Here is a 21,286-nt window from a genome sequence, read left to right as displayed (position 1 = left end):
GCGCCACCAGGTCGGGGTCAGTCCCTCGCGCATGGCGAAACGCCGCAGCGGGCCGATGGCGCCGAGCAGGTGCATGCCCATGGCGCGGACCGGCTGGAGCGGCAGGAAATCGTTGAGCAGGGAGCGGTTCGCAATGTCGATCATGAAGGTCCGGCTCAGGATGTCCGGCCGCCGCGCCCAGTCGTAGCGCGCCAGCGCCTCGGGCGCGCCGGGGTCGCGGCCGGCCGCAACCGCTTCACCCGTGACCTTGGCGATGTCGGCGGCATCTCTGAGGCCAAGGTTGAGGCCCTGGGCGCCGATCGGGGGGACCACATGCGCGGCCTCGCCGACCAGCGCGATGCGGTCGCGGGCGAATGATTTCGGCCGCTCGATCGCCAGCGGGAATAGGTTGCGGCCGGGCTCGACCGTCATGCGTCCCAGAATGGAATGCGACTGCTTCTCGATCGCTACGGACAGCTCCTCGTCAGTCAGCGCGCGAAGCCGCTCGGCCTCGGCGGGAGCCGCAACCCAGACGATGCTGGAACGGTTGCCGGGCAGGGGCACGAACACGCAAGGGCCGTGCGGGGTGTGGAACTCGGTCGAGACGCTCCGGTGCGGCCGGGCATGGGCGACGTTGAAGGTCAGCGCGGTCTGGGTCAGGTCGCGCCGCGTGACTGCAATGCCGGCGGCCTCGCGGCACAGCGAATGTCGGCCGTCGGCGCCCACCACGAACCGTGCCGTCAAAAACCGTGCGGACGCCGTGCGGATTGCGACATCGTCGGCCTCGATGACCACGCTCTCGGCTTCATCGTCGAAACGGACGAGCTGGGGCAGCTCGGCCGCGCGTTCTTCCAGCGCCAGCATCAGCGAGCGGTTGTCGATGTTGTAGCCGAAGGCCTCGAGCCCGATTTCGTGACAGGAGAACCGTACCTCCGGCGCGCGGATCAACCGGCCAGTGTCATCGATGAGACGCATGACCTCGAGCGAGGCGGCCTTGTCCTTGCAGCGCGGCCAGACGCTGAGGCTCTCCAGCAGATCGACGGAGGCGCCGAGCAGCGCGGTGGTACGGTTGTCGGCATAGGGCGCGCGCCGCGCCACCAGCGCGGTTCGCACACCGGCCTCCGCCAGCGCGATCGCCGCCGCCAATCCGGCCGGTCCGCCGCCGATAACGGCCGCGTCAAAAGAGACCGATGCATCTATCATGAAGGAGAAATGACATGCCCCGCGGCAAATTCAAGCCCGCAAATTTTCCCTGATTTTGTGCCGAATTGCGCGGCCGAACGCCGCAATGGCGGATGTGCAAACCGGTCTCATTCTGATAGCAGAAGCCATGGACAGCCAGGAGGATTCCCTGAAGCCCACGCCGGTGATCCGCGCCGCGGCCTTCTCGGTGCACATCTTCACCGCATGCGGCGCCGCGCTGGCGCTGCTGGCGATGCTGGAGGCGGTGCGCGAGCACTGGGCGGCGATGTTTCAGTGGCTGGGCGCCGCGCTGATCGTCGACGCGATCGACGGCCCGATCGCGCGCAGGCTCGACGTCAAGAACGTGCAGCCGAACTGGTCGGGCGACGTGCTCGATCTCGTGTGCGACTTCGTGACCTATGTGTTCGTGCCGGCCTACGCGATCGTCGCCAGCGGTCTATTGCTGCCGGTCGCAGCGCCACTGCTGGGGATCGCCATCATCGTCACCAGCGCGCTTTATTTTGCCGATCTGCGCATGAAGGCCGACGACAATCATTTCCGCGGCTTCCCGGCGCTGTGGAACGCGGCGGCGTTCTACCTGTTCCTGCTGCACTGGCCGCCGGTAGCGTCGACGCTGTTGGTCGCGGCGCTGGTCGTGCTGACATTCATTCCCTTCCACGTGCTGCATCCGGTCCGCGTCGTGCGGCTGCGCTGGCTGACGATGTCGCTGATCGTGCTCTGGGCGCTGCTCGGGCTTTACACCCTGGAGATGGATTTCCGCGTCGGTCCCGTCGTCACCGTCGCGCTGTGCGCGATCGCGCTCTGGATCACCTTCAGCGACGCACTGATCCGGCTCGTAAAATCATTCGCATGATGCATCTGTTGACCAGCCCCGAAGCCTGGGCCGCGCTCTTGACGCTGACCTCGCTCGAGATCGTGCTCGGCATCGACAACGTCATCTTCATCTCCGTCATCGTCTCGCGCATTCCGGAAAAGCAGGCCAACCGCGCGCGTCAGATCGGTCTGGGGCTGGCGCTGGTGTTCCGCATCATCCTGCTGAGCGCGCTGGTCTGGTTGATCGGGTTGACCGAGCCGGTTTTTACCGTGAAGGGCAGTGCGTTTTCCTGGCGCGACATCATCCTGATCGGCGGCGGCCTGTTCCTGATCGCCAAGGCCACGCACGAGATTCACGGCGAGGTCGAGGCCGACGAGGCGGGCGACGGGAATGGATCCGGCCGCAGCGCCTTCTTCTTGGTGATCGCTCAGATCATCGTCATCGACATGGTGTTCTCGCTGGACTCGATCATCACCGCGATCGGCATGGCGCAGGATATCGAGATCATGATCGCGGCCGTCGTGATCGCCTGCCTGATCATGTACATCTCGTCGGGGCCGGTGGCGCGATTCGTCGCAGAGCATCCGACCACCAAGATGCTGGCGCTTGCGTTCCTGGTGCTGATCGGCGTCGCGCTGGTGGCGGATGGATTCAAGTTTCACATTCCGCGCGGCTACATCTATTTCGCAATTGCGTTCTCGGCGGCGGTGGAGTTCTTCAACGTTCTGGCGAAGCGCAACCGCAAGAAGGCCCGCCAATCGCCGCTGTAGGCGTTCTATCCGGCGTCGAGTTGACAACGCAGGCGCGATGCCTTTCGCTTGTAGAGCGAAGCGGGGCAGGGAGCGAGGGAGGCCATGTGATGACCAAAGCCGTCCGGGTGCACAAGGTCGGAGGTCCCGAGGCCCTGGTCTATGAGAGCGTCGACGTGCCGGCGCCGGACCGCGGCGAGGTGCGCATCCGCCAGCACGCGGTCGGGCTGAACTTCATCGACGTCTATTATCGCACCGGGCTCTACAAGGCGCCGGAGCTTCCCTTCGTCGCCGGCAACGAGGCTGCAGGCGAGGTCGTCGCGGTCGGACCCGGCGTGACGCATTTCCATCCCGGCGATCGCGTCGCCTACTACCACAATCTCGGCGCCTATACTGGCGAACGGAATATGCCTTGGGAGCGGCTGGTCAAGCTGCCCGATCACATCACCTACGAGCAGGGCGCCGTGCTGATGCTGAAGGGGTTGACGGTCTGGTATCTCCTGCACAAGACCTTCAAGGTCGAGCAGCATCATCGCGTGCTGATCCATGCCGCGGCCGGCGGCATCGGCCTGCTCGCCTGCCAATGGGCGCGGGCGATGGGGGCGCATGTCATCGGCACGGTCGGCTCGCGCGCCAAGGCCGAGCTCGCGGCGGCGAATGGCTGCGACCACGTCATCCTCTACAACGAAGAAGATTTCGTCGCGCGTGTGAAGCAGATCAGCCGCAACGAAGGCTGCGACGTCGTCTATGACGGCGTCGGCAAGGCGACATTCCCGGGCTCGCTCGCCTGCCTGAAGCCGCGCGGCATGTTCGTCTCGTTCGGCAATGCTTCGGGCCCGGTGCCTCCCTTCGCGATCGCCGAACTCAACAGTCACGGCTCGCTGTTTGCGACCCGGCCGAAGCTCAACGACTACATCGGCAAGCGCTCGGAGCTGCTGGAAGGCGCCGACACCCTGTTTGCCGCTGTCATCAGCGGCAAGCTGCACGTGCCGATCAACCATGCCTATGCGCTGAAGGATGCAGCGAAGGCGCATATCGATCTGGAAAGCCGGGCCACGACCGGCGCGTCGATCTTGAAGCCGTAGGTAACCGTCATTCCGGGTTCGGTCCTGCAGACCGCCCCGGAATGACGTGAGTGTGCAGAGCTACGCCACCCGCCGTGCCGCGCCGGCCTTGGTGAGGATCCCGTCCAGGCAATCGATCATCTCGGCGATCTCCTGCCGCGTGACGTTGAGCGCCGGCATGAAGCGCAGTGCGTCGAGCTGCGGTGCATTCAGGAGCACACCTGCTTCGAACGCCTGTGCCACGATCGCGGGCGCGATCGGCAGCTTGAGGTCGAGCGCCAGCAGGAGGCCGCGGCCACGCACGCCGCCAAGGCCGTGCCGGGCCGAGATCTTCTGCAACTCGCTCTCGAGCAGGAGGCCAGTGTCCGCGACCGACTTCAGGAAGGCGGGCTTGCTGACCTGCTCCAGCACGGCGAGCCCGGCTGCGCACATGATCGGGTTGCCGTTGAACGTGCCGCCCTGGTCACCATGCTCGAAACAGGACGCGCGTTCGGTCGCGAGCAGCGCCGCGAGCGGCACGCCGCCGCCGATACCCTTGCCGAGCGTCATGATGTCGGGCGCGATCGCGGCGTGCTCGTAGTGGAAGAGCTTTCCGGTCCGGCCCATGCCGGTCTGGATCTCGTCGAAGATCAGCAACAGGCCATGCGCGGCGGTGAGCGCGCGCAGCTCTTGCAGGAATTGATCGGTCGCCGGCCACACGCCGGATTCGCCCTGGATCGGCTCCAGCATCACGGCGACGGTGTTGTCGTTGATCAGCCTCTCGACGGAGGCGATGTCGTTCAGCCTCGCTTTCTTGAAACCGGCGACCTTCGGTTCGAACAGCGGCTCGAAAGCCTTCTTGCCCGATGCCGACATCGTCGCCAGCGTGCGGCCGTGAAAGCCGCCTTCGAAGCTGATGATCTCGAAGGCGCCGCCCTTGTGTAGGCTGCCATATTTGCGCGCGAGCTTGATCGCACCCTCATTGGCCTCCGCGCCGGAATTGGCGAAGAACACCTGGTCGAAGACGCTGTTTTCGACCAGCGCCTGCGCGAGCTTGAGGCTCGGCTCGTTGTAGAACGCCGGGCTCGGCGTCAAGAGCCGCTTGGCCTGCGCGGCAAGCGCCTCGGCAATCACGGGCGGCGAGTGACCGAGGCTGTTGACGGCCCAGCCCTGCACGAAATCGAGATAGCGCTTGCGGCTGTCGTCCCAGAGGTAAGAGCCCGCGCCGCGGACGAACACGGCCTTGGGCCGTGCGGTGATGTCCATCAGCGCGTCATACGGATGGGTGGCGTTGGTCATGTCGAACTCCTCTGGAGGCGGGTGAAAAAGGCGCGCGAAAAGCAAGAAGGCCGCACTTTGCGGGTGCGGCCTTCTCGAAAACTCGGCTGATGTCAGTGCTTCAGCGGCGTCGTCGGACATGGCGCAACCCATCATCGTCGCGGGTGCGACGACGGAAAGCTGCGCGGCGGTTGGTCCGAGAATTGATCATGGGGCGCGGCCATACAGCCGAATGGCAGGGTTTGTCAAGGCGGTGCCGTTCCGAGCACCGGCGCGACCAACGGCAAAAGCGACCGCCCGGTCGCGGCTTCGCACAGGCCGCGCCGGATATCGATCACTCATCCCGCATAGAAACCATCGGGCCCCTAGCGCGTTTGTGATCGACAGACTCCGTTTGGTTCGAACCGGAGGCGCGACGAATCAGACCAAAAGGGGCGCGGGACCAACCAGACAGTTTTAGCTTTGCCCAATACGCCTTACCCGATCGACCTCGACAGCATTCGCGGCGCGTTTCCGCCGGGCATCGAGGCGCCGCCACTGCTGCTCGATTTCGCCAATTGGCTCAAGGGGCGCCCCTGGGGCAGCGTCGGCTGCTTCTCGCTGCAAGGTCAGTTCTCCGATCAGGCACCGATCTTCGATGGCAGTCCGCTGCGCGACAGGTTCGCATTGTTCATGCGCTTGCCGGACGGCTCCGCCGTCGGCGGCTGGTACGGCGCCGGTCTCGACCGGGACAATCCGCCCATCGTCGGACTCGGTTCGGAGGGCGACTATGCAGTTCTCGCGCCGACACTCGACGGCCTGCTGGGGCGGCTGACGTCGCATGCGTTTGAAAACGCCTGGCACGATCTGATGCCGGACGAGGAAGTCGAATGCCAGACGATCGAGCTCGCGCGGTGGCTGGCGGGACGCTCGCCTGGCGAGCAGCCGGCCCCGCCTGCGGAGCCGTCCTCGGAGCTGCCAGATTTCCGCGGCTTCGTCGAGAAATGGAGCCGCGATCGCGAGGACTATTGGGCCAATCACCGGATGATGGCCGAGCTCGGCTGGCGGCTTGCGGCGCACCTGCCGAAGAGCAAGAACGCCTGCGACAGGACACGGTTCGAGATCGCGATCGTCGGCGCGCAATATCAGGCGCGCGTTCTGTCGCGCGGCCCGCAGCCGTTCGAGGAGGCTGCATCGATCGAATCTCTCCTGCGCGACTTGCGCGAGGAGATGCGGCGGAAGCAGCCCGAGCTGGGGTTGTGGTATGCGATGAGCTTCGAGCTCTATGCCGACGGCCGCGTCATGCCGAGCTTCGAATACGATGTGCGGCCGACCATCGATGGCGAGCCGGCGGAGCTGTCTGGAGCCAAGGCGGATCTCGCCCGGGCACCGCGGCCGCAACGCTGGGTGCCGAAATGGCTGATCTGACGCAGCGAGATCAGAATCCCGCGACGCTTCCGTGCAGATCGTATGCGTCCGCACGCTCGATCTTGGCGGTGACGATCTCGCCGACGCGCAGGGGGCGGCGGCTCGAGAGATAGACCGCACCGTCGATCTCCGGTGCATCCGACTTCGAGCGGCCCTTAGCAACGGTCGGGCCAACCTCGTCGATAATCACCTGCTGGCGGGTGCCGACCTTGCGCTTCAGCCGGCGCGCGGAGATCTTCTGCTGCCGCGCCATCAGCGCGTTGTAGCGCTCCTGCTTCACCTCATCCGGAACAGTGCCGGGAAGCGCATTCGAGGTCGCGCCCGCGACCGGCTCGTATTTGAAGCAGCCGACGCGATCGATCTCGGCCTCATCGAGCCAGTCGAGCAGATAAGCGAAATCGGAATCGGTCTCGCCGGGGAAGCCGACGATGAAGGTCGAGCGTAGTGCGAGATCAGGGCATTCCTCGCGCCAGCGCTTGATCCGCGCCAGCGTCTTGTCCTGCGCCGCCGGCCGCTTCATCGCCTTCAGCACCTCCGGGCTCGCATGCTGGAAGGGGATGTCGAGATAGGGCAGCACCTTGCCCTCGGTCATCAGCGCGATGACCTCGTCGACATGCGGGTAGGGGTAGACATATTGCAGCCGGACCCAGGCGCCGAGCTCGCCGAGCTCGCGCGCAAGGTCGAGGAATCTGGCGCGCACCGCGCGATCCTTCCACGGGCTCTCGGCATATTTCAGATCGACGCCGTAGGCCGAAGTATCCTGCGAGATGACCAGGAGCTCCTTGACGCCGGCGCCGACCAGCCGCCCGGCCTCGCGCAGCACGTCATTGGCCGGCCGCGAGACGAGATCGCCACGCAGCTTCGGAATGATGCAGAAGGTGCAGCGGTTGTTGCAGCCTTCGGAGATCTTCAAGTAGGCGTAGTGGCGCGGCGTCAGCTTGATGCCCTGCGGAGGCACCAGGTCGAGATGCGGGTTGTGCGCCGGCGGCAGCGCGCGATGCACGGCATCGAGCACGCTCTCATACTGCTGCGGGCCGGATATCGACAGCACGCCGGGATAGGCCTGCTCGATCTGCTCAGGTTCTGCGCCCATGCAGCCGGTCACGATCACCTTGCCGTTCTCGGCCATGGCCTCGCCGATCGCCGAGAGCGATTCCTGCTTGGCGCTGTCGAGGAAGCCACAGGTGTTAACGATGACGAGGTCTGCCCCGTCGTGCTTGCGCGCGAGCTCGTAGCCCTCGGCGCGCAGCCGCGTGATGATGCGCTCGGAATCCACCAATGCCTTGGGGCACCCGAGCGACACGAAGCTGACCTTGGGCGCAGCCGTCTGATCCATACCTAAATCTGCCTGATTGACCGCTTGCAGCTAGTCCTAATTGCCCACAATTTCAACCCTTTGCATGAGGCTCCGGCGTGCTATGGATGCGTCGCGGGGTGGGTGAGTTGAGCGATGAGCGCCGAACAGTCGCCAAAAATTGTCATTGTCGACGAAAGCCCGATCCGGGCCGCGATCCTCGAGGAAGGCTTGCGGGAGGCGGGCTTCACTGAGGTCGTCCATATCCGCGAGATGCAGAGCCTGCTCGCGCGCATCTACGCCGTCGATCCCGATATCATCCTGATCGATCTGGAAAACCCCAGCCGCGACGTTCTGGAACAGATGTTCCAGGTCAGCCGCGCCGTGCGGCGGCCGATCGCCATGTTCGTTGACCAGAGCGATTCGGCCTCGATCCAGGCCTCCGTCGAGGCGGGCGTGTCCGCCTACATCGTCGATGGGTTGAAGAAGGAGAGGATCAAGCCGATCCTCGATCTCTGCGTGTCCCGCTTCAACGCGTTTGCGAAACTTCAGGAGGAGCTGGAGCGAACCAAGTCGCAGCTCGAGGACCGCAAGATCATCGAGCGCGCCAAGGGGATCCTGATGAAGGTCAAGGGCCTCACCGAGGACGAGGCCTATGTGCTGCTGCGCTCCACCGCCATGCGCGAGAAGAAGAAGATCGGCGAGATCGCCCAGTCGATCATCACCGCGTCGGAGATGCTGAAATGACCGCTACCCTCCGCATAGGCTTCATCCCGCTGGTCGATGCCGCAGCGCTGATCGTCGCCGTCGACAAGGGGTTCGCCGCCGCCGAAGGGCTCGAGGTCGAGCTGGTGCGCGAGGTCTCCTGGTCCAACGTCCGCGACAAGCTCAACATCGGCCTGTTCGACGCCGCGCATCTGCTCGCGCCGGTCGCGATCGCGTCCTCGCTCGGGCTCGGCCACGTCAAGGTGCCGATCGCAGCCCCCTTCAACCTCGGCATCAACGGCAATGCGATCACGGTCTCGCCGGCGCTCCACGCCGCGCTGATGGCGGAGATCGACGGCGACCGCTTCGATCCGCTTGCCACGGCGAAGGCGCTGGCGCGGGTGGTCGCCAAGCGCCGCAAGGCGGGCGCCGAGCCCTTGACCTTCGGCATGACCTTTCCGTTCTCGACCCACAATTACCAGCTACGGTTCTGGATGGCGGCGGCCGGCGTCGATCCCGACGAGGATGTGCGCCTGGTGGTGCTGCCGCCGCCCTACATGGTCGACAGCCTTGCCAACGGCCATGTCGATGCATTCTGCGTTGGGGCGCCCTGGAACTCGGTCGCCGTCGATCTCGGCATCGGCCATATCCTGCATTTCGTCTCCGACATCCTCGTGCGCGCCGCGGAGAAGGTGCTGGCGGTCCGCCAGGCCTGGGCCGAGAAGAACACCGAAACGGTTGCCGCTCTGGTGCGCGCCGCCGTCAAGGCAGCCGCGTTCATCGAGCATTCGGAGAACCGGATCGAGGCCGCGCGGATCCTGGCGCAGCCGGAGCGTATCGGCGTCGATGCCGAAGTGATCCAGCGCACCCTCGATGGGCGGCTCAAGATATCCGCTGACGGTTCGCTGCGCGAAAGCGGTCGCTACCTCCTGGTCGGGCGCGAAGGGGCAGGGCGGCCCGATCCGGCTCAGGCTGCCTGGCTCTATGCCCAGATGGTGCGTTGGGGCCAGGCTGCGCTGAGCCCGGAGGCGCTCGTGGCGGCCATGAGTGTGTTCAGGCCCGATCTCTATGACGCCGCCGTAGGGCACAGGGGTACCGCGGAGGAGCCGGACGGGGCGATCGGCGCGTTTGCCGGTCCCGCCTTCGACCCCCGGGATGTTGCCGGCTATCTCGCCTCGTTCGACGTCGCCCGGCGCGCCCGCTAGGGGTTGCTCAAATATTAAGCATTACGATTCGAAGCTTATTTTTTGAGCTAATGCTGCCTGAAGCAGCATGAATGTTGATCCACTTCATGCGCTGCACACAAATCTAAATAGCTGAATCCGCGCGAGTTTTGGATACTTGCTGCGTTGGCACACTCCTTGAATAGGAGGACGTGAGCCGCCCGGCGTGGGCGCCGGCGGCCCCAAATCCATGATGGATTTCCGCAGCAACGAGGCTGATCGGATCGCCCAGGGTTCCGGTTAGGCCGCGTGCGCCTGCAATCGTGCTCCCAGCGATCAACGCCGTTTCAACCCGTTGTCGGCCGCCGTGCGCGGCAAGCTGGAGCTTCGATATGGATTACGCAAAACCCTCCGACGTCGTGGCCTCGATGGTCGATGCCAGCCTGAAGAAGCTGGCACTCGCCCCGCGCGACATCATGATCCGGGGCGCGATCTCGGGGGCACTGTTGGGGGCCGCCACCACGCTCGCCTTTACCGGCGCCCTCACGACCGGTCAGCCCCTCGTCGGCGCGCTGATCTTTCCGGTCAGCCTCGTGATGATCGTCCTGCTCGGGCTCGAGCTCGTCACCGGCAGCTTCGCCATCGTTCCGCTCGCGCGCCTCGAGGGCAAGGCGACCTGGAACGCGGTGATCGCCAACTGGTCCTGGGTCTTCGTCGCCAATCTGCTCGGCAGTCTCGCCTTCGGAGTCTTGATCGCGATCTCGCTCACCAACATGGGCAAGGTCGAAGTGGCCGGCGTCGCGGCGCGCATCGTTGCGGTGGCCGAGGCGAAGACGATCGGCAATGCCGCGATCGGCACGGCCGGCATGGTCTCCGTGTTCGTCAAGGCCATCCTCTGCAACTGGCTGGTTTGCCTCGGCGTCGTGATGGCGATGACCTCGACCTCGACGGTCGGCAAGATCGCGGCGACGTGGCTGCCGATCTTCCTGTTCTTCGCGCTCGGCTTCGAGCATGCCGTCGTCAACATGTTCGTCATCCCGACCGGCATGCTGCTCGGCGCCAAGGTCAGCCTCTCGGACTGGTGGCTGTGGAATCAGATTCCCGTGACGCTCGGCAATCTCGTCGGCGGCTTCGTCTTCACCGGTCTTGCGCTCTACGCAACGTACAAGCCCGCAAAGCCGGCTGCCGACGTGGCGCAGGTCGCAGTCCAGGCAGCAGAGTAGGTTCAATCATCCCATGAAACTCGACACAGCACCCACGGCCGACTTTTCCGACGAGCAGAAGCGCTATCTCGAAGGCTTCATGTCCGGCCTCCAGGTCGGACGTGTCGGGCGCGCCTTCGCCGCCGGCGGTGCGCCTGCCGCAGCAACTGGCGCGTCGTCGGAGCCGACCGGTCCCGATGCCGCGGCGATCAAGGCACAGGACAAGCTCACGGCGGCGGGCAAGAAGCTCACCGACCAGGAGAAGTTCAAGCGCGAGCTGCATCCGTTCGACGGTTATGAACGGCTGAAGGATCAGGCGCGCAACAACACAAACCCAACGCCGGCGGACAATTTCCGCTGGCGTTATTACGGCATCTTCTGGGTCGCGCCGGCTCAGACCTCCTACATGGCGCGTCTGCGCATCCCCAACGGGATCTTGAAGCACTGGCAGATGTCGGGACTTGCGGATCTGGCCGAGGCCTATGGCGGCGGCTACACCCATGTCACGACGCGCGCGAACTTCCAGATCCGCGAGATCGAGCCGAAGAACGCCGTTGCCCTGATCGAGGGCATCCAGGACATCGGCCTGTGCTCGCGCGGCTCCGGCGCGGACAACATCCGCAACGTCACGGGCACGCCGACCGCCGGCATCGATCCGCAGGAGCTGCTCGACACGCGTCCCTATGCGCGCGAGTGGCACTACCACATCCTCAACGACCGCTCGCTCTACGGCCTGCCGCGCAAGTTCAATGTCGCCTTCGACGGTGCCGGCAAGATCGCCGCACTCGAGGAGACCAATGACATCGCGTTCACAGCGGTCGAGGTCAAGGACGGGTTCGGCGTCGCGCCTGGCGTCTGGTTTCGCCTCGGCCTCGGTGGGATCACCGGGCACAAGGACTTTGCCAAATATTCGGGCATCGTCGTTCGTCCCGAGGACGCGACCGCAGTTGCCGACGCCATCGTGCGCATCTTCATCGAGCATGGTGACCGCACCAACCGCACCAAGGCGCGGCTGAAATACGTGCTGGATGCGATGGGTCATGACGCGTTTCTCAAGCTGGTCGAGGAGCAGCTCAAGAGGCCGTTCGCGCGCGTGCCGGCGGAAGCGGTTGCGCCGCGGCCTGCAACCGACCGCATGGCCCATATCGGCGTGCACAAGCAGAAGCAGGCTGGCCTGAACTGGGTCGGCGTGGCGCTGCCGGTCGGCAAGCTCGCCTGCGAGCAGATGCGTGGGCTAGCCAAGATCGCCCAGGACCTCGGCGACGGCGACATCCGCCTGACCGTCTGGCAGAATCTTCTGATCTCCGGCGTGCGCGACGAAAGCGTCGCGCTGGTGACGGCGGCCGTCGAGAAGCTCGGCCTCGCCACGCAAGTGTCGAACGTCCGCGCCGGCCTGATCGCCTGCACCGGCAATGCCGGCTGCAAGTTCGCGGCTTCCGACACCAAGCGTCACGCGGCCGCGATCGGCGACTGGTGCGATGCGCGCATCAGCCTCGACACGCCGCTGAACATCCATCTCACCGGCTGCCATCACTCCTGCGCCCAGCACTACATCTCCGACATCGGCCTGATTGCGGCCAAGGTGCCTGGCGCGACGGAGGAGGATACGGTCGAGGGCTATCACCTCTTCACCGGCGGCGGCTTCGGCCCCGACGCCGATATCGGACAGGAGGTGTTTCGCGACGTGAAGGCCGAGGATGCCCCGAAAATCGTCGAGGGCCTGCTGAAGGCCTACCTCGTCAACCGTGCCTCGCCCGACGAGACCTTCCTGACCTTCTCCCGTCGCCACGACGGCGAAGCCCTGCGCAAACTCGCTGAAGCGGAAGTCACAGCATGACCCAGATGCCTGTCCCACCGAAACTCGAGATCATCCCGCCCAACGCGCCTTTCAGTGAAGGCCAGCGGCTGTGGCTGAACGGCTTTCTCGTGGGCATGTTCGGGCTCGACGGCTCGACGCCGCTGTCCCCCGCGGAGAACGGGGCCGTGCTCGCCCCGCAAGGCGATGGCGATGACGGCGAGGCGCCCTGGCATGATCCGGCGATGGCGATCGCCGATCGCATGAAGCTCGCGGAGGGCAGGCCGCTTCGCCGCCGCATGATGGCGGCGATGGCGCAGCAGGATTGCGGCCAGTGCGGCTACAACTGCGCCGACTATTCCGATGCGATCGCGAACAAGAGCGAAGCGCGCCTCAATCTCTGCGCCCCAGGCGGCAAGGAGACGGCGCGGATGTTGAAGCAGCTCTATGAGGAACTCGACAAGGCGCCGGCGGTCAAGCCTGCCGCGGGTGCGGCGGCTCCGGCCGCGAGCGCGCCGGCTGCGCCGGAGGTGAAGGCTGAACTTGGCCGCGCCCGCGAAAATCCGGCCGAAGCGACGTTCCTGTCGCGGCGGCTGCTCAACAAGCAGGGCTCCGAGAAGGAGACCTATCACATCGAGTTCGATCTCTCAGAGAGCGGCCTCGACTATGTCGTCGGCGACAGCTTTGGCGTGTTTGCGCGCAACGATGTCGGTCTCGTCGACCAGATCATCGCGCTGCTCGGCGCGTCCCATACCACCAAGGTCAACGGCAAGACGCTGCGCGAGGCGCTGATCGAAGACGTCTCGCTCTCGCCGGCACCCGACAAGCTGTTCGAGCTGATCTCCTTCATCACCGGCGGCGCGCAGCGTGAGAAGGCGCGGGCGCTGGCGCAGGGCGAGGATCCCGACGGCGATGCCGCCACCCTCGACGTCATGGCGGCGCTGCAGAAATTTTCCGGCACGCGACCGCACCCGGAGGCCTTCGTCGAAGCGCTGGAGCCGCTGCAGCCGCGGCTCTATTCGATCTCGTCCTCGCACAACGCGACGCCGGGAAAACTGTCGCTCACGGTCGATTCCGTCCGCTACGTCATCGGCAAGCGCAAGCGCCTCGGCGTCGCCTCGACCTTCCTTGGCGAACGCATCAACGAAGGCGAGAAGCTCAAGGTCTATGTGCAGAAGGCGCATGGCTTCGGCCTGCCGCAGGATCCGAAGACGCCGGTGATCATGATCGGTCCCGGCACCGGCGTCGCGCCGTTCCGCGCCTTCCTGCTCGACCGCAAGGCGACCGGCGCGCCCGGCAAGAACTGGCTGTTCTTCGGCCATCAGCGCAGCGATTGCGATTTCTTCTACAGGGAGGAGCTCAACGCCTTGAAGACCTCGGGTCTTTTGACCCGCCTGTCTCTCGCCTGGTCGCGCGACGGCGAGAAGAAATTCTACGTGCAGGACCGCATGCGCGAACTCGGCCGCGAAGTGTGGACGTGGCTCGCCGAAGGCGCGCATCTCTACATCTGCGGCGATGCCAAGCGCATGGCGAAGGACGTCGAACGCGCACTCGTCGACATAGTCGCGCAGTTCGGTGCGCGCTCCACTGACGAAGCGGTGAGTTTCGTCGCGGAGCTCAAGAAGAAGGGGAGGTTCCAGGCGGATGTCTACTAGGAGCTGAAACTGGCTCCAATTTGGTTCGGACTTGAACGAATGCCATCCTTGGAACCCACGCTCCAGGAGAATTTCATCCTGCCAAAGGCGCCTTGAAGAGAAGTCTTATCGCTATTTCCGCGCTCGTCTTGCGTGTGGGCAGGGGTGATCCCTCATAATCGCGGAAATGGGGCGTTGGAGATCGACCATGCGCGAACTGTCGGCGGAAGCCAGGCTGCACTTCTACGCGCGCTCGCTCTCGCGGCGGACCGGTGCGAGCGTTCATCACATTGCGCTCTACAGCGCCTTTGCGGTCATTGCTGCGATCGTCTTTGGCACGCTCTCGGTGCACCCGTTCTGAGCCGGATCTGCAGGGTGGGTTAGCCGACCACGTCCGCCGTAGCTCCACAAGCGAAGGCGGAAGGCGTAACCCACCAAACTCCATACCCGCGGAAACAAGGTGGTGGGTTCCTAACCCACGCTACAATCTTGCCTCACGATGCCCGCTTGAACGGCGCCACCTCGATCCCCGCAGCCTTCAAGGCCTGACGCAGGCCGCGCGCGATCTCGACCGCGCCGGGCGTATCGCCGTGGATGCAGACCGTGTCGGTGCGCATCTTGATGACCTTGCCGGTCACCGAGACCACCGCGCCGTCCTGCACCATGCGCACCACGCGATCGGCGATCGCCTTGGCGTCGTGCAGCACCGCGCCGGGCTTCTTGCGCGAGACCAGATTGCCGTCGTCCTCATAGGCGCGGTCGGCGAACACTTCGTGCACCATCGGCAGGTTGGCGTCTTCGCCCGCCTTCACCAGCTTCGAATTGGCGAGCACGACGAAGATCAGGCTGGGATCGACCGCCTTGATGCCGGCGGCGATCGCCTTCGCCGTCATGTCGTCCTCGCAGGCGACGTTCGAGAGCGCGCCATGCGCCTTCACATGCGTCACCTTGTGACCGGCGGCAGTGGCGATCGCCTGCAGTGCGCCGATCTGGTAGGCGACGAGGTTCTCAATCTCGGATGGCTTCAGGCCGGCGATCGGGTGCCGGCCGAAACCGTGCAGGTCGCGATAGCCGGGATGGGCGCCGACCGACACGCCGCGCGCCTTCGCAAGCTCGACCGTCCTGCGCATGATGTCGGGATCGCCGGCATGGAAGCCGCAGGCGACGTTCACGGAGCTCGCAAGCTCGATCATGGCGGCGTCGTTGCCCATCTCCCACGCGCCAAATCCTTCGCCGAGGTCGCAATTGAGATCGATCGTCTTCATGGTGCTCTCCGCCTTTTGGTCTTCTTGTCGATTACGGCTCCGCCGATACCTGCCACGTCCCTGCATCGACCGCGCTCACCGCGTAGCCGGCAACGTTAGCATCCCTGAGCGCCTCGATGTTGAGCGCGACCGTGTCCGCCGAGCGTAGCCGGTCGGGCAGGCTGCGAATGAGCTGCGCGAATTTGCGCGCCTCGTCCTGCGCCTCGGCCATGCTGACCTGCTTGAAGCGGAACGCGGTTCCCGCCGAGGTCTGCGCCAGCCGACCGAAATCGGCCGTGATCACGGTTGCGATCTTCGGATAACCGCCAGAGGTGCCGCGGTCCATCATCAGCGCGATCGGCGCGCCATTGCCGGGCACTTGGATGCTGCCGTTGACGGTGCCGTCGGAGACGATGTTGTGGCCGTGCAGGTGCTCGATCGCGGGGCCTTCGAGCCGGTAGCCCATGCGGTCGGAGGTCGCCGATATCTTCCACTCGCTCGCAAGGAACAGCGCCTTGTTGGCCTCGTCGAACTCGTCGTCCTGCGGACCTAGCACGACACGGATCGGGCCCTCGGCCGGCTTCGGCAGCTCGATCCGGAGTTCCGGCGCACCACTTGCGGCGTCGACCGTGAACTCGTCGCCGGCCTGGAGCGGGCGCGGGTAGGGGCTGCCGAGACCCGCGCGCGCGTTCACCGCCAGGCTGCCGAACACCGGCTCGCCCTTGATACCGCCTTCGATCGCGAGATAGCTGAAGGCGCCGCCGCGGGCGAAGCCGAGCGTCAGCGTCTCGCCGTCCTTCAGCGTCACGGAACTGTCGAGCGCCACGGCCTGCCCGGCGATGTCGGCGTTGCGCGGTGCCCCGGTGATGCCCACGCGAACGGCGCCGTCACGCGCCGTGAAGGATGCGCCGAACGGGCCGATCTCGACACCGGCCGCGAGCGGCTCGTTGCCGACCAGGCAATTGGCCGCAGCGAGCGCCAGCCGGTCCATCGCGCCGCTCGGCGTCAGGCCATAGCGCTGCGAGCCGGGGCGGCCGCCATCCTGGACGGAGCTTGCAGGGCCGATGCTGGCGACGACGAGCCGGCTCATGAGGCCACCTGCTCGGCAATCAGCTCGCCGGCTTCCGCGGCCCGGTCCTGCTCCGCGAAGGTCTTGTGGTCGATGGCAAAAAACGTCACGCGATCACCGGGTTCGGTGAGAAAGGTTGGATTCCGGTGGAGCTGATAGGTGCGCACCGGCGTGCGGCCGAGAAGGTGCCAGCCGCTGGGACCGGCCAGGCACTGGATGCCGGTCTGGATGCCACCGATCGAGATCGTGCCGGCTGGCGTGAGCAGCCGCGGATTCTGCCGCCGCGACATGTGCAGCGATTTCTCGAGGCCGCTGAGATAGGACCACCCCGGCGTGAAACCGATCATGGCGACGCGGTAGTCGCCGGCGACATGGCGGGCGACGATGTCATCGGGGGTGGTGTTGAGCGCTTTTGCGACATCTTCGAGATCGATGCCATGCTCGCCGCCATAGGCCACCGGAATGCGCCAGCGGCGCGTCTTCGCGCTCGGCGGCAGCGGCTGGCTGGCGAGCGCGAGCAACTTTTCGCCCAGCGCGTCGAACCCGATCCTGCCGGGATCGTAATGCACCAGCAGAGAGCGATAGGTTGGCACCGACTCGGTGATGCCATCGATGCCTGCTGCGGCAAGCGCCCGGTCGAGCGCCAGCACGCGCTGGTTGGCGTCGTCGTCGATGGTCCGGCTGAACTCGACCGTGACGGCGCTGTCGCCACTGGGCAGGAGGCGGGGCGGGGGAGGCGTCGCGGCCATGAGCTGTCGAATTCGCGCTGTCGAAATCGGCTTCCGGAAATGCGCGGTCTCAGCCTTGAGTTCCGCGTCACCCCTGCTTTGCGTAAATGCGCCCGCAAGTCCAATAAATTAATGCAAGGGCAACCGATAAAGCCTTGTTATCGCGTCGCATAACAGCCCTGCGGGCGCCGTTCGTGGCCCTTGACGGGAGCCTCGCGCCTCGCAAGATGCGCGGCGTCCTTTCCCGCCCATCCGGAGCTCGTCTGTTTCCATGTCGCTATCCCCCGAAGCCCGCAAAACCCTCGCCGGCATCACCACCGCCACCATTACCACGGTCCTGCTCAAGAAGGGCTTGCGCAACGTGTGGATGCGCGGTGCACGGCCGCTGCGCCCCGGTTTGCCGCGCCTGGTGGGACCGGCGTTCACGCTGCGCTTCGTACCCGCGCGCGAGGATCTGGCGACGCCCGAGTCCTGGTCGTCGCCGATCTCGACCCGCACCGCGATCGAGGCGATGCCGGAAGGCTGCATCGCCGTGGTCGACGCCATGGGTATCACCGACGCCGGCATCTTCGGCGACATCCTCTGCGCCCGTATGGTCAAGCGCGGCGTCACGGCGCTCGTCACCGACGGCGTCGTGCGCGACGTCGAGGGCGTGCTTGGCACCAACCTGCCGGTGTGGTGCGACGGCTACGCGGCGCCCCCGTCCGTCGCCGGCCTGACCTTCGTCGGCTGGGGCGAGCCGATCGGTTGCGGCGGCGTCGCGGTGTTCCCGAACGATATCGTGGTTGCGGACCAGGATGGCTGCGTGCTGATCCCGCAGGCGATGCTCGATCACGTGCTCGCCGAGGGCGTCGAGCAGGAACGCATGGAGGCCTGGATTGTCAACGAGGTGAACAACGGCGCCGTGCTGCCCGGCCTCTATCCCATGAACGCCGAGACCAAGGCGCGCTACGCGGCCAGCAAGAAGTAACGACAAACCAAACGAGGTCATCCCATGGAGATCCACGTCGCAGGCACGCGGCCGACCCGCCGCGCGCCCAAGGAACACTTCACCGGCACCGTGCTGCAGGACCCCGTGATCATGGCGCCCGCGCCGGCACGGCTGAACTGCTCGCGCGTCTCGTTCGAGCCCGGTGCGCGCACCAACTGGCACCACCATCCGCTCGGGCAGACGCTCTACGTGATTTCGGGCGTCGGCCGCATCCAGGCCAAGGGCGGCCCGATCCGCGAGATTCGTCCGGGCGACACCATCTGGATTCCGCCGGGCGAGGTGCACTGGCACGGCGCTTCGCCGACCAACGGCATGACCCATATCGCCATGCAGGAAGCACTCGACGGCGTCTACTCGACCTGGCTCGAGCCGGTAACTGACGCCGAGTACAACGGCAACGTTGGATAGTTCACGGGTCCAAGCCTGATGAGGCTGCCCAGTCCGGGGGCAGGCTCATTAGGACGGCGGCACGATTGTATTTGACAGCTTAGACAACATAGGAGAGCATTTCGGGAGATTTCATTCATTGGTTCTTCACAGGCCACCATGTTTCATTGGCCAAGCAATTTTGCGCTGAAGCGATTGCGTCACCGACGCGCGTGGTCGGTTTTCGGCCAGATATGGCGCGACGTCTATGCGTCCCGTGTCGTCATTTTCTCCATCATCGTCGTCGCCTATCTGCTGCATTCGGGGCAGGGAGAGGAACTTACAGCATCGCTCGTGCTGGTTCCTTCCTCGCGAAGCTGGCTGCTGTTCATCCTAATTGCGATTTGGGCGGCCCAATGCTGGCTTTGGGCGCGAGTGGCCATTGCGCTCGATACGAAGGACTCGAGAACCTTTCGCGAGCCTTTTCCAGAGGAGTTGTTGCCGTTCCTGTTGGCGATGAGCGTCTTTCTGGTCGCTCTGGAGCCGTTCGTGTGGGCGGAGCGGACCGGAGAAATGTCTCTCATAGGCATTTCCGTCGTGTGCCTGTTTTTCGGCGCAGCGATGTGGGTCCGTCGACCTGACGATGCCGGTCTGTCGAAGCCGAAATCACCCGCTTCGCCGGTTGGTTGGCGGTGCGACCCGCTATCAAGCGTCATTCGGTTCATCATGGACGTGCGGTCAGAAGATCGCGCCCACTTCGAGATGCGGCGCCGCGCGATCTTGTTCTCGTTGGCGTGGTCGTTGAGTGGCCTGCTATTCGGCGCAATCTTTGCACTCGAGCTGGGCAGGCAGTTGGGAACGTTAGGCACTGTCTTCTTTGCATCGACCATCTTGCTGCCGATCATTTCCATCGGCGCGATCAGCGCCCGAAGGACTGATTTTCCGATCCTTTGGGGCGTGCTGCTTGCACCGTTTCTGTTGCCAACGCTCTACAGCCGGGTGCTCCACACCGGCTGGACCGCGAGTGTCGTAAGCATTGCCCTGATCTTCGCAGCCGGATTCTATGCCTTTCGTCGCCGGTTCGTGGCCGCATTGATGACATTCGTCATCGGTGGGTCTCTTGCTTTTCTCGCCTATCGCGACTTCGGAGCGCGACTGAGTGTTCCCCATGAAATTGCAACACTGACACCAGACCGACCGGTGACGCGATGCAAGGACGGCGTGACCACAGGCTGCGTCACCGCCCTGCCTGACGAAATCAACAGGTGGTTTGCCACGTCGGGAGCCCAGCCCGGCAAGACCAACTACGTGGTTTTCGTTGCTGCGGCAGGCGGCGGATTGCGCGCCGCGTATTGGACGGCTTCGATTCTCGCCCGGCTAACCGATTGCGTTCCGGACTTCAGGAATCGGCTGTTCGCCGTCAGTGGTGTCTCCGGCGGGAGCCTTGGCGGTGCGCTTTATGCCGCGCTGCTTCGCGACAGAAAAGCGAACGAGGAGGGGGAAGCGACCCGGTGTTCGGATCGCCCGATCACGATCCTTGATCCCCCCGCCGTCAAGACGGGCATGCAAGCCCGACTGTCAGACTTTCTTGAAAAGGACTTTCTTGCCCCTGTGACGGCGAGCCTGCTTTTCAGAGACCTGCCACAAGCGCTGATTCCGATCCAATTCATTCCGGACCGTGCGGCCATTCTTGCAAATGCCTTTGACCAAGCCTGGTCGGAATCGTGTGCGCTTCGGCCACTCGGCGCCGAATGCGCCAATCCCAAACAGTTCAGCCAGTCCTTCTTCGACGTAAAGAGCCAAGAGGGTTGGACACCGATACTGTTTCTGAACGGAACCCACGAAGAAACCGGAAAGCGGATCATCACATCGCGTGTCAGGATCGACCAGGGACGCTTCTTCGATGCGTTCGATTTCTTCGATCTGATCGGTCGGGACGTCAGTCTTTCCACGAGCGTGATGAACTCCGCGCGTTTCCCGATCATTTCTCCGGCCGGAGCGCTCATCAACTCCAGTCTCAAGCACAATGGACACATCATCGATGGCGGGTTCTTCGAGAACAACGGCGCAGTGACTCTCCAGGAGGTCGTCGTCGCCACGCTGGGCCATCTCGAATCCGAATATCGGGATTATCAATGGAAGCCTCTGGTGATTGAGATCGTCAACGACGCCGACGAACAGGAAGCTGATTTGGCTCGCAGCAGAAATACCCTCTTTCCGAGGCAGCCCGACGAGCCGATCCGGATGACCTCGCAGCCCTATGAAGAAACTGAATTTGCAAATCAGCTCTTCAGCGCCGTTACGGGGCTCTATGCCACGAGAACCGCGCGGGGAATCCTGGCGTCCAAGATGCTATCCGACTTTGCCGTGACCAGGAGCCATGGCGAGTTCGCTCAGTTCCGACTATGTCCGCACATGAGACCTTCACCACCGCTTGGTTGGCTCCTGACCGCAGGCAGTCGGAAGGCAATGGATCAACTCATCCTGGGAATCGGCCGCTCTGCCTATCGGCGACAATACGCCGGATATCTCGACGGACGAGCGATGTCGGAATACCGGAACTGTTTTGATGATGTGCAGCAGAGCCTGGTCGCCGTTCAGAGCTACCTGTCGCAGTGAGGG

At 64.7% G+C, this 21,286-nt stretch carries 19 protein-coding genes; 13 read left to right on the top strand and 6 right to left on the bottom strand.

What is annotated here, in order from left to right:
• On the bottom strand, window positions 1-1,182 hold a 1,182-nt coding region (locus tag MTR72_RS33160; RefSeq protein WP_341511888.1), incomplete at its 3' end, for a UbiH/UbiF family hydroxylase.
• An 85-nt stretch (window positions 1,183-1,267) separates the two neighbouring features.
• Between MTR72_RS33160 and pcsA the strand changes: the two genes are divergently transcribed.
• The 3 genes from pcsA to MTR72_RS33145 all read left to right on the top strand — a co-directional run bounded on the left by pcsA (window position 1,268) and on the right by MTR72_RS33145 (window position 3,830).
• Entirely contained in the window at window positions 1,268-2,035 is a 768-nt protein-coding gene (pcsA, locus tag MTR72_RS33155; RefSeq protein WP_280963860.1) for a phosphatidylcholine synthase, read from the top strand.
• Window positions 2,032-2,766 carry a TerC family protein gene (locus MTR72_RS33150; RefSeq protein ID WP_280963861.1) on the top strand — a complete coding sequence of 245 codons (735 nt, stop codon included), beginning with the start codon at window positions 2,032-2,034 and terminating at the stop codon, window positions 2,764-2,766. The genes pcsA and MTR72_RS33150 overlap by 4 nt, the downstream gene beginning before the upstream one ends.
• 89 nt (window positions 2,767-2,855) lie before the next feature.
• A complete protein-coding gene (locus MTR72_RS33145) occupies window positions 2,856-3,830 on the top strand; it encodes a quinone oxidoreductase family protein (protein ID WP_280963862.1) in 975 nt (324 codons plus the stop codon).
• 60 nt (window positions 3,831-3,890) lie between these two features.
• Here MTR72_RS33145 and MTR72_RS33140 read toward each other — a convergent pair whose 3' ends face one another.
• Window positions 3,891-5,087: an acetylornithine transaminase gene (locus tag MTR72_RS33140; RefSeq protein WP_341511887.1), complete on the bottom strand. Its 1,197-nt coding sequence runs from the start codon at window positions 5,085-5,087 to the stop codon at window positions 3,891-3,893.
• Between the two features lie 441 nt (window positions 5,088-5,528).
• On the opposite strand from MTR72_RS33140, the gene MTR72_RS33135 reads away from it, so the two are divergent.
• Window positions 5,529-6,473: a hypothetical protein gene (locus MTR72_RS33135; RefSeq protein WP_341511886.1), complete on the top strand. Its 945-nt coding sequence runs from the start codon at window positions 5,529-5,531 to the stop codon at window positions 6,471-6,473.
• Window positions 6,474-6,483: 10 nt separating this feature from the next.
• Here MTR72_RS33135 and rimO read toward each other — a convergent pair whose 3' ends face one another.
• Window positions 6,484-7,809, bottom strand: coding sequence for a 30S ribosomal protein S12 methylthiotransferase RimO (rimO, locus tag MTR72_RS33130; protein ID WP_341511885.1), 1,326 nt, complete (start codon window positions 7,807-7,809; stop codon window positions 6,484-6,486).
• Between the two features lie 114 nt (window positions 7,810-7,923).
• Between rimO and MTR72_RS33125 the strand changes: the two genes are divergently transcribed.
• The 6 genes from MTR72_RS33125 (at window position 7,924) to MTR72_RS33100 (ending at window position 14,627) form a co-directional block, all read left to right on the top strand.
• The gene (locus MTR72_RS33125; protein ID WP_063699152.1) at window positions 7,924-8,514 is read left to right on the top strand and encodes an ANTAR domain-containing response regulator; all 591 of its coding nucleotides are present in this window, start codon (window positions 7,924-7,926) and stop codon (window positions 8,512-8,514) included.
• On the top strand, window positions 8,511-9,677 hold the full coding sequence (locus MTR72_RS33120; RefSeq protein WP_341511884.1) for a CmpA/NrtA family ABC transporter substrate-binding protein: 1,167 nt from the start codon (window positions 8,511-8,513) through the stop codon (window positions 9,675-9,677). Before MTR72_RS33125 ends, MTR72_RS33120 begins: the two co-directional genes overlap by 4 nt.
• A 350-nt stretch (window positions 9,678-10,027) precedes the next feature.
• On the top strand, window positions 10,028-10,858 hold the full coding sequence (locus tag MTR72_RS33115) for a formate/nitrite transporter family protein (RefSeq protein WP_280963867.1): 831 nt from the start codon (window positions 10,028-10,030) through the stop codon (window positions 10,856-10,858).
• 13 nt (window positions 10,859-10,871) lie between these two features.
• Window positions 10,872-12,674, top strand: coding sequence for a NirA family protein (locus MTR72_RS33110; protein WP_341511883.1), 1,803 nt, complete (start codon window positions 10,872-10,874; stop codon window positions 12,672-12,674).
• Complete coding sequence (locus tag MTR72_RS33105) at window positions 12,671-14,287, top strand: sulfite reductase subunit alpha (RefSeq protein WP_341511882.1); 1,617 nt, start codon at window positions 12,671-12,673, stop codon at window positions 14,285-14,287. Before MTR72_RS33110 ends, MTR72_RS33105 begins: the two co-directional genes overlap by 4 nt.
• 187 nt (window positions 14,288-14,474) lie before the next feature.
• Window positions 14,475-14,627 carry a hypothetical protein gene (locus MTR72_RS33100; RefSeq protein ID WP_279369863.1) on the top strand — a complete coding sequence of 51 codons (153 nt, stop codon included), beginning with the start codon at window positions 14,475-14,477 and terminating at the stop codon, window positions 14,625-14,627.
• A gap of 133 nt (window positions 14,628-14,760) precedes the next feature.
• Here the strand turns inward: MTR72_RS33100 and MTR72_RS33095 are convergent, their stop codons facing one another.
• Genes MTR72_RS33095 through pxpB form a run of 3 tightly spaced genes read right to left on the bottom strand, consistent with a single transcriptional unit; the run spans window position 14,761 to window position 17,328 of the window.
• Window positions 14,761-15,531, bottom strand: coding sequence for a LamB/YcsF family protein (locus MTR72_RS33095; RefSeq protein WP_341511881.1), 771 nt, complete (start codon window positions 15,529-15,531; stop codon window positions 14,761-14,763).
• 31 nt (window positions 15,532-15,562) lie between these two features.
• Window positions 15,563-16,600: a 5-oxoprolinase subunit C family protein gene (locus MTR72_RS33090; RefSeq protein WP_341511880.1), complete on the bottom strand. Its 1,038-nt coding sequence runs from the start codon at window positions 16,598-16,600 to the stop codon at window positions 15,563-15,565.
• A complete protein-coding gene (gene pxpB / locus MTR72_RS33085; RefSeq protein ID WP_280963872.1) occupies window positions 16,597-17,328 on the bottom strand; it encodes a 5-oxoprolinase subunit PxpB in 732 nt (243 codons plus the stop codon). Before pxpB ends, MTR72_RS33090 begins: the two co-directional genes overlap by 4 nt.
• A gap of 250 nt (window positions 17,329-17,578) precedes the next feature.
• Here pxpB and MTR72_RS33080 point away from each other — a divergent pair, with 250 nt between their 5' ends.
• The 3 genes from MTR72_RS33080 to MTR72_RS33070 all read left to right on the top strand — a co-directional run bounded on the left by MTR72_RS33080 (window position 17,579) and on the right by MTR72_RS33070 (window position 21,283).
• Window positions 17,579-18,277, top strand: a complete 699-nt coding sequence (locus MTR72_RS33080; protein ID WP_027550912.1) for a ribonuclease activity regulator RraA — start codon at window positions 17,579-17,581, stop codon at window positions 18,275-18,277.
• Window positions 18,278-18,301: 24 nt separating this feature from the next.
• A complete protein-coding gene (locus tag MTR72_RS33075; protein ID WP_341511879.1) occupies window positions 18,302-18,706 on the top strand; it encodes a (R)-mandelonitrile lyase in 405 nt (134 codons plus the stop codon).
• Window positions 18,707-18,844: 138 nt separating this feature from the next.
• Window positions 18,845-21,283: a hypothetical protein gene (locus MTR72_RS33070; RefSeq protein ID WP_341511878.1), complete on the top strand. Its 2,439-nt coding sequence runs from the start codon at window positions 18,845-18,847 to the stop codon at window positions 21,281-21,283.
• Window positions 21,284-21,286: the final 3 nt, after the last annotated feature.

Origin of the sequence: Bradyrhizobium sp. ISRA442 (genome assembly GCF_038085055.1) — a bacterium.
Taxonomy (GTDB): Bacteria; Pseudomonadota; Alphaproteobacteria; order Rhizobiales; family Xanthobacteraceae; genus Bradyrhizobium.
Note: the sequence above shows the minus strand (reverse complement) of the source record. Positions and strands in the feature narration are given on the sequence as shown.

Excerpts from the sequence above, each read along its gene's own strand:
- pxpB (WP_280963872.1), bottom strand. The coding sequence starts at position 17,328 with ATGGCCGCGACGCCTCCCCCGCCCCGCCTCCTGCCCAGTGGCGACAGC.
- pcsA (WP_280963860.1), top strand. The coding sequence starts at position 1,268 with ATGGCGGATGTGCAAACCGGTCTCATTCTGATAGCAGAAGCCATGGAC.
- MTR72_RS33095 (WP_341511881.1), bottom strand. The coding sequence starts at position 15,531 with ATGAAGACGATCGATCTCAATTGCGACCTCGGCGAAGGATTTGGCGCG.
- MTR72_RS33105 (WP_341511882.1), top strand. The coding sequence starts at position 12,671 with ATGACCCAGATGCCTGTCCCACCGAAACTCGAGATCATCCCGCCCAAC.
- MTR72_RS33075 (WP_341511879.1), top strand. The coding sequence starts at position 18,302 with ATGGAGATCCACGTCGCAGGCACGCGGCCGACCCGCCGCGCGCCCAAG.
- MTR72_RS33110 (WP_341511883.1), top strand. The coding sequence starts at position 10,872 with ATGAAACTCGACACAGCACCCACGGCCGACTTTTCCGACGAGCAGAAG.
- MTR72_RS33090 (WP_341511880.1), bottom strand. The coding sequence starts at position 16,600 with ATGAGCCGGCTCGTCGTCGCCAGCATCGGCCCTGCAAGCTCCGTCCAG.
- rimO (WP_341511885.1), bottom strand. The coding sequence starts at position 7,809 with ATGGATCAGACGGCTGCGCCCAAGGTCAGCTTCGTGTCGCTCGGGTGC.
- MTR72_RS33125 (WP_063699152.1), top strand. The coding sequence starts at position 7,924 with ATGAGCGCCGAACAGTCGCCAAAAATTGTCATTGTCGACGAAAGCCCG.
- MTR72_RS33100 (WP_279369863.1), top strand. The coding sequence starts at position 14,475 with ATGCGCGAACTGTCGGCGGAAGCCAGGCTGCACTTCTACGCGCGCTCG.
- MTR72_RS33115 (WP_280963867.1), top strand. The coding sequence starts at position 10,028 with ATGGATTACGCAAAACCCTCCGACGTCGTGGCCTCGATGGTCGATGCC.
- MTR72_RS33150 (WP_280963861.1), top strand. The coding sequence starts at position 2,032 with ATGATGCATCTGTTGACCAGCCCCGAAGCCTGGGCCGCGCTCTTGACG.
- MTR72_RS33145 (WP_280963862.1), top strand. The coding sequence starts at position 2,856 with ATGACCAAAGCCGTCCGGGTGCACAAGGTCGGAGGTCCCGAGGCCCTG.
- MTR72_RS33080 (WP_027550912.1), top strand. The coding sequence starts at position 17,579 with ATGTCGCTATCCCCCGAAGCCCGCAAAACCCTCGCCGGCATCACCACC.
- MTR72_RS33140 (WP_341511887.1), bottom strand. The coding sequence starts at position 5,087 with ATGACCAACGCCACCCATCCGTATGACGCGCTGATGGACATCACCGCA.
- MTR72_RS33070 (WP_341511878.1), top strand. The coding sequence starts at position 18,845 with ATGTTTCATTGGCCAAGCAATTTTGCGCTGAAGCGATTGCGTCACCGA.
- MTR72_RS33120 (WP_341511884.1), top strand. The coding sequence starts at position 8,511 with ATGACCGCTACCCTCCGCATAGGCTTCATCCCGCTGGTCGATGCCGCA.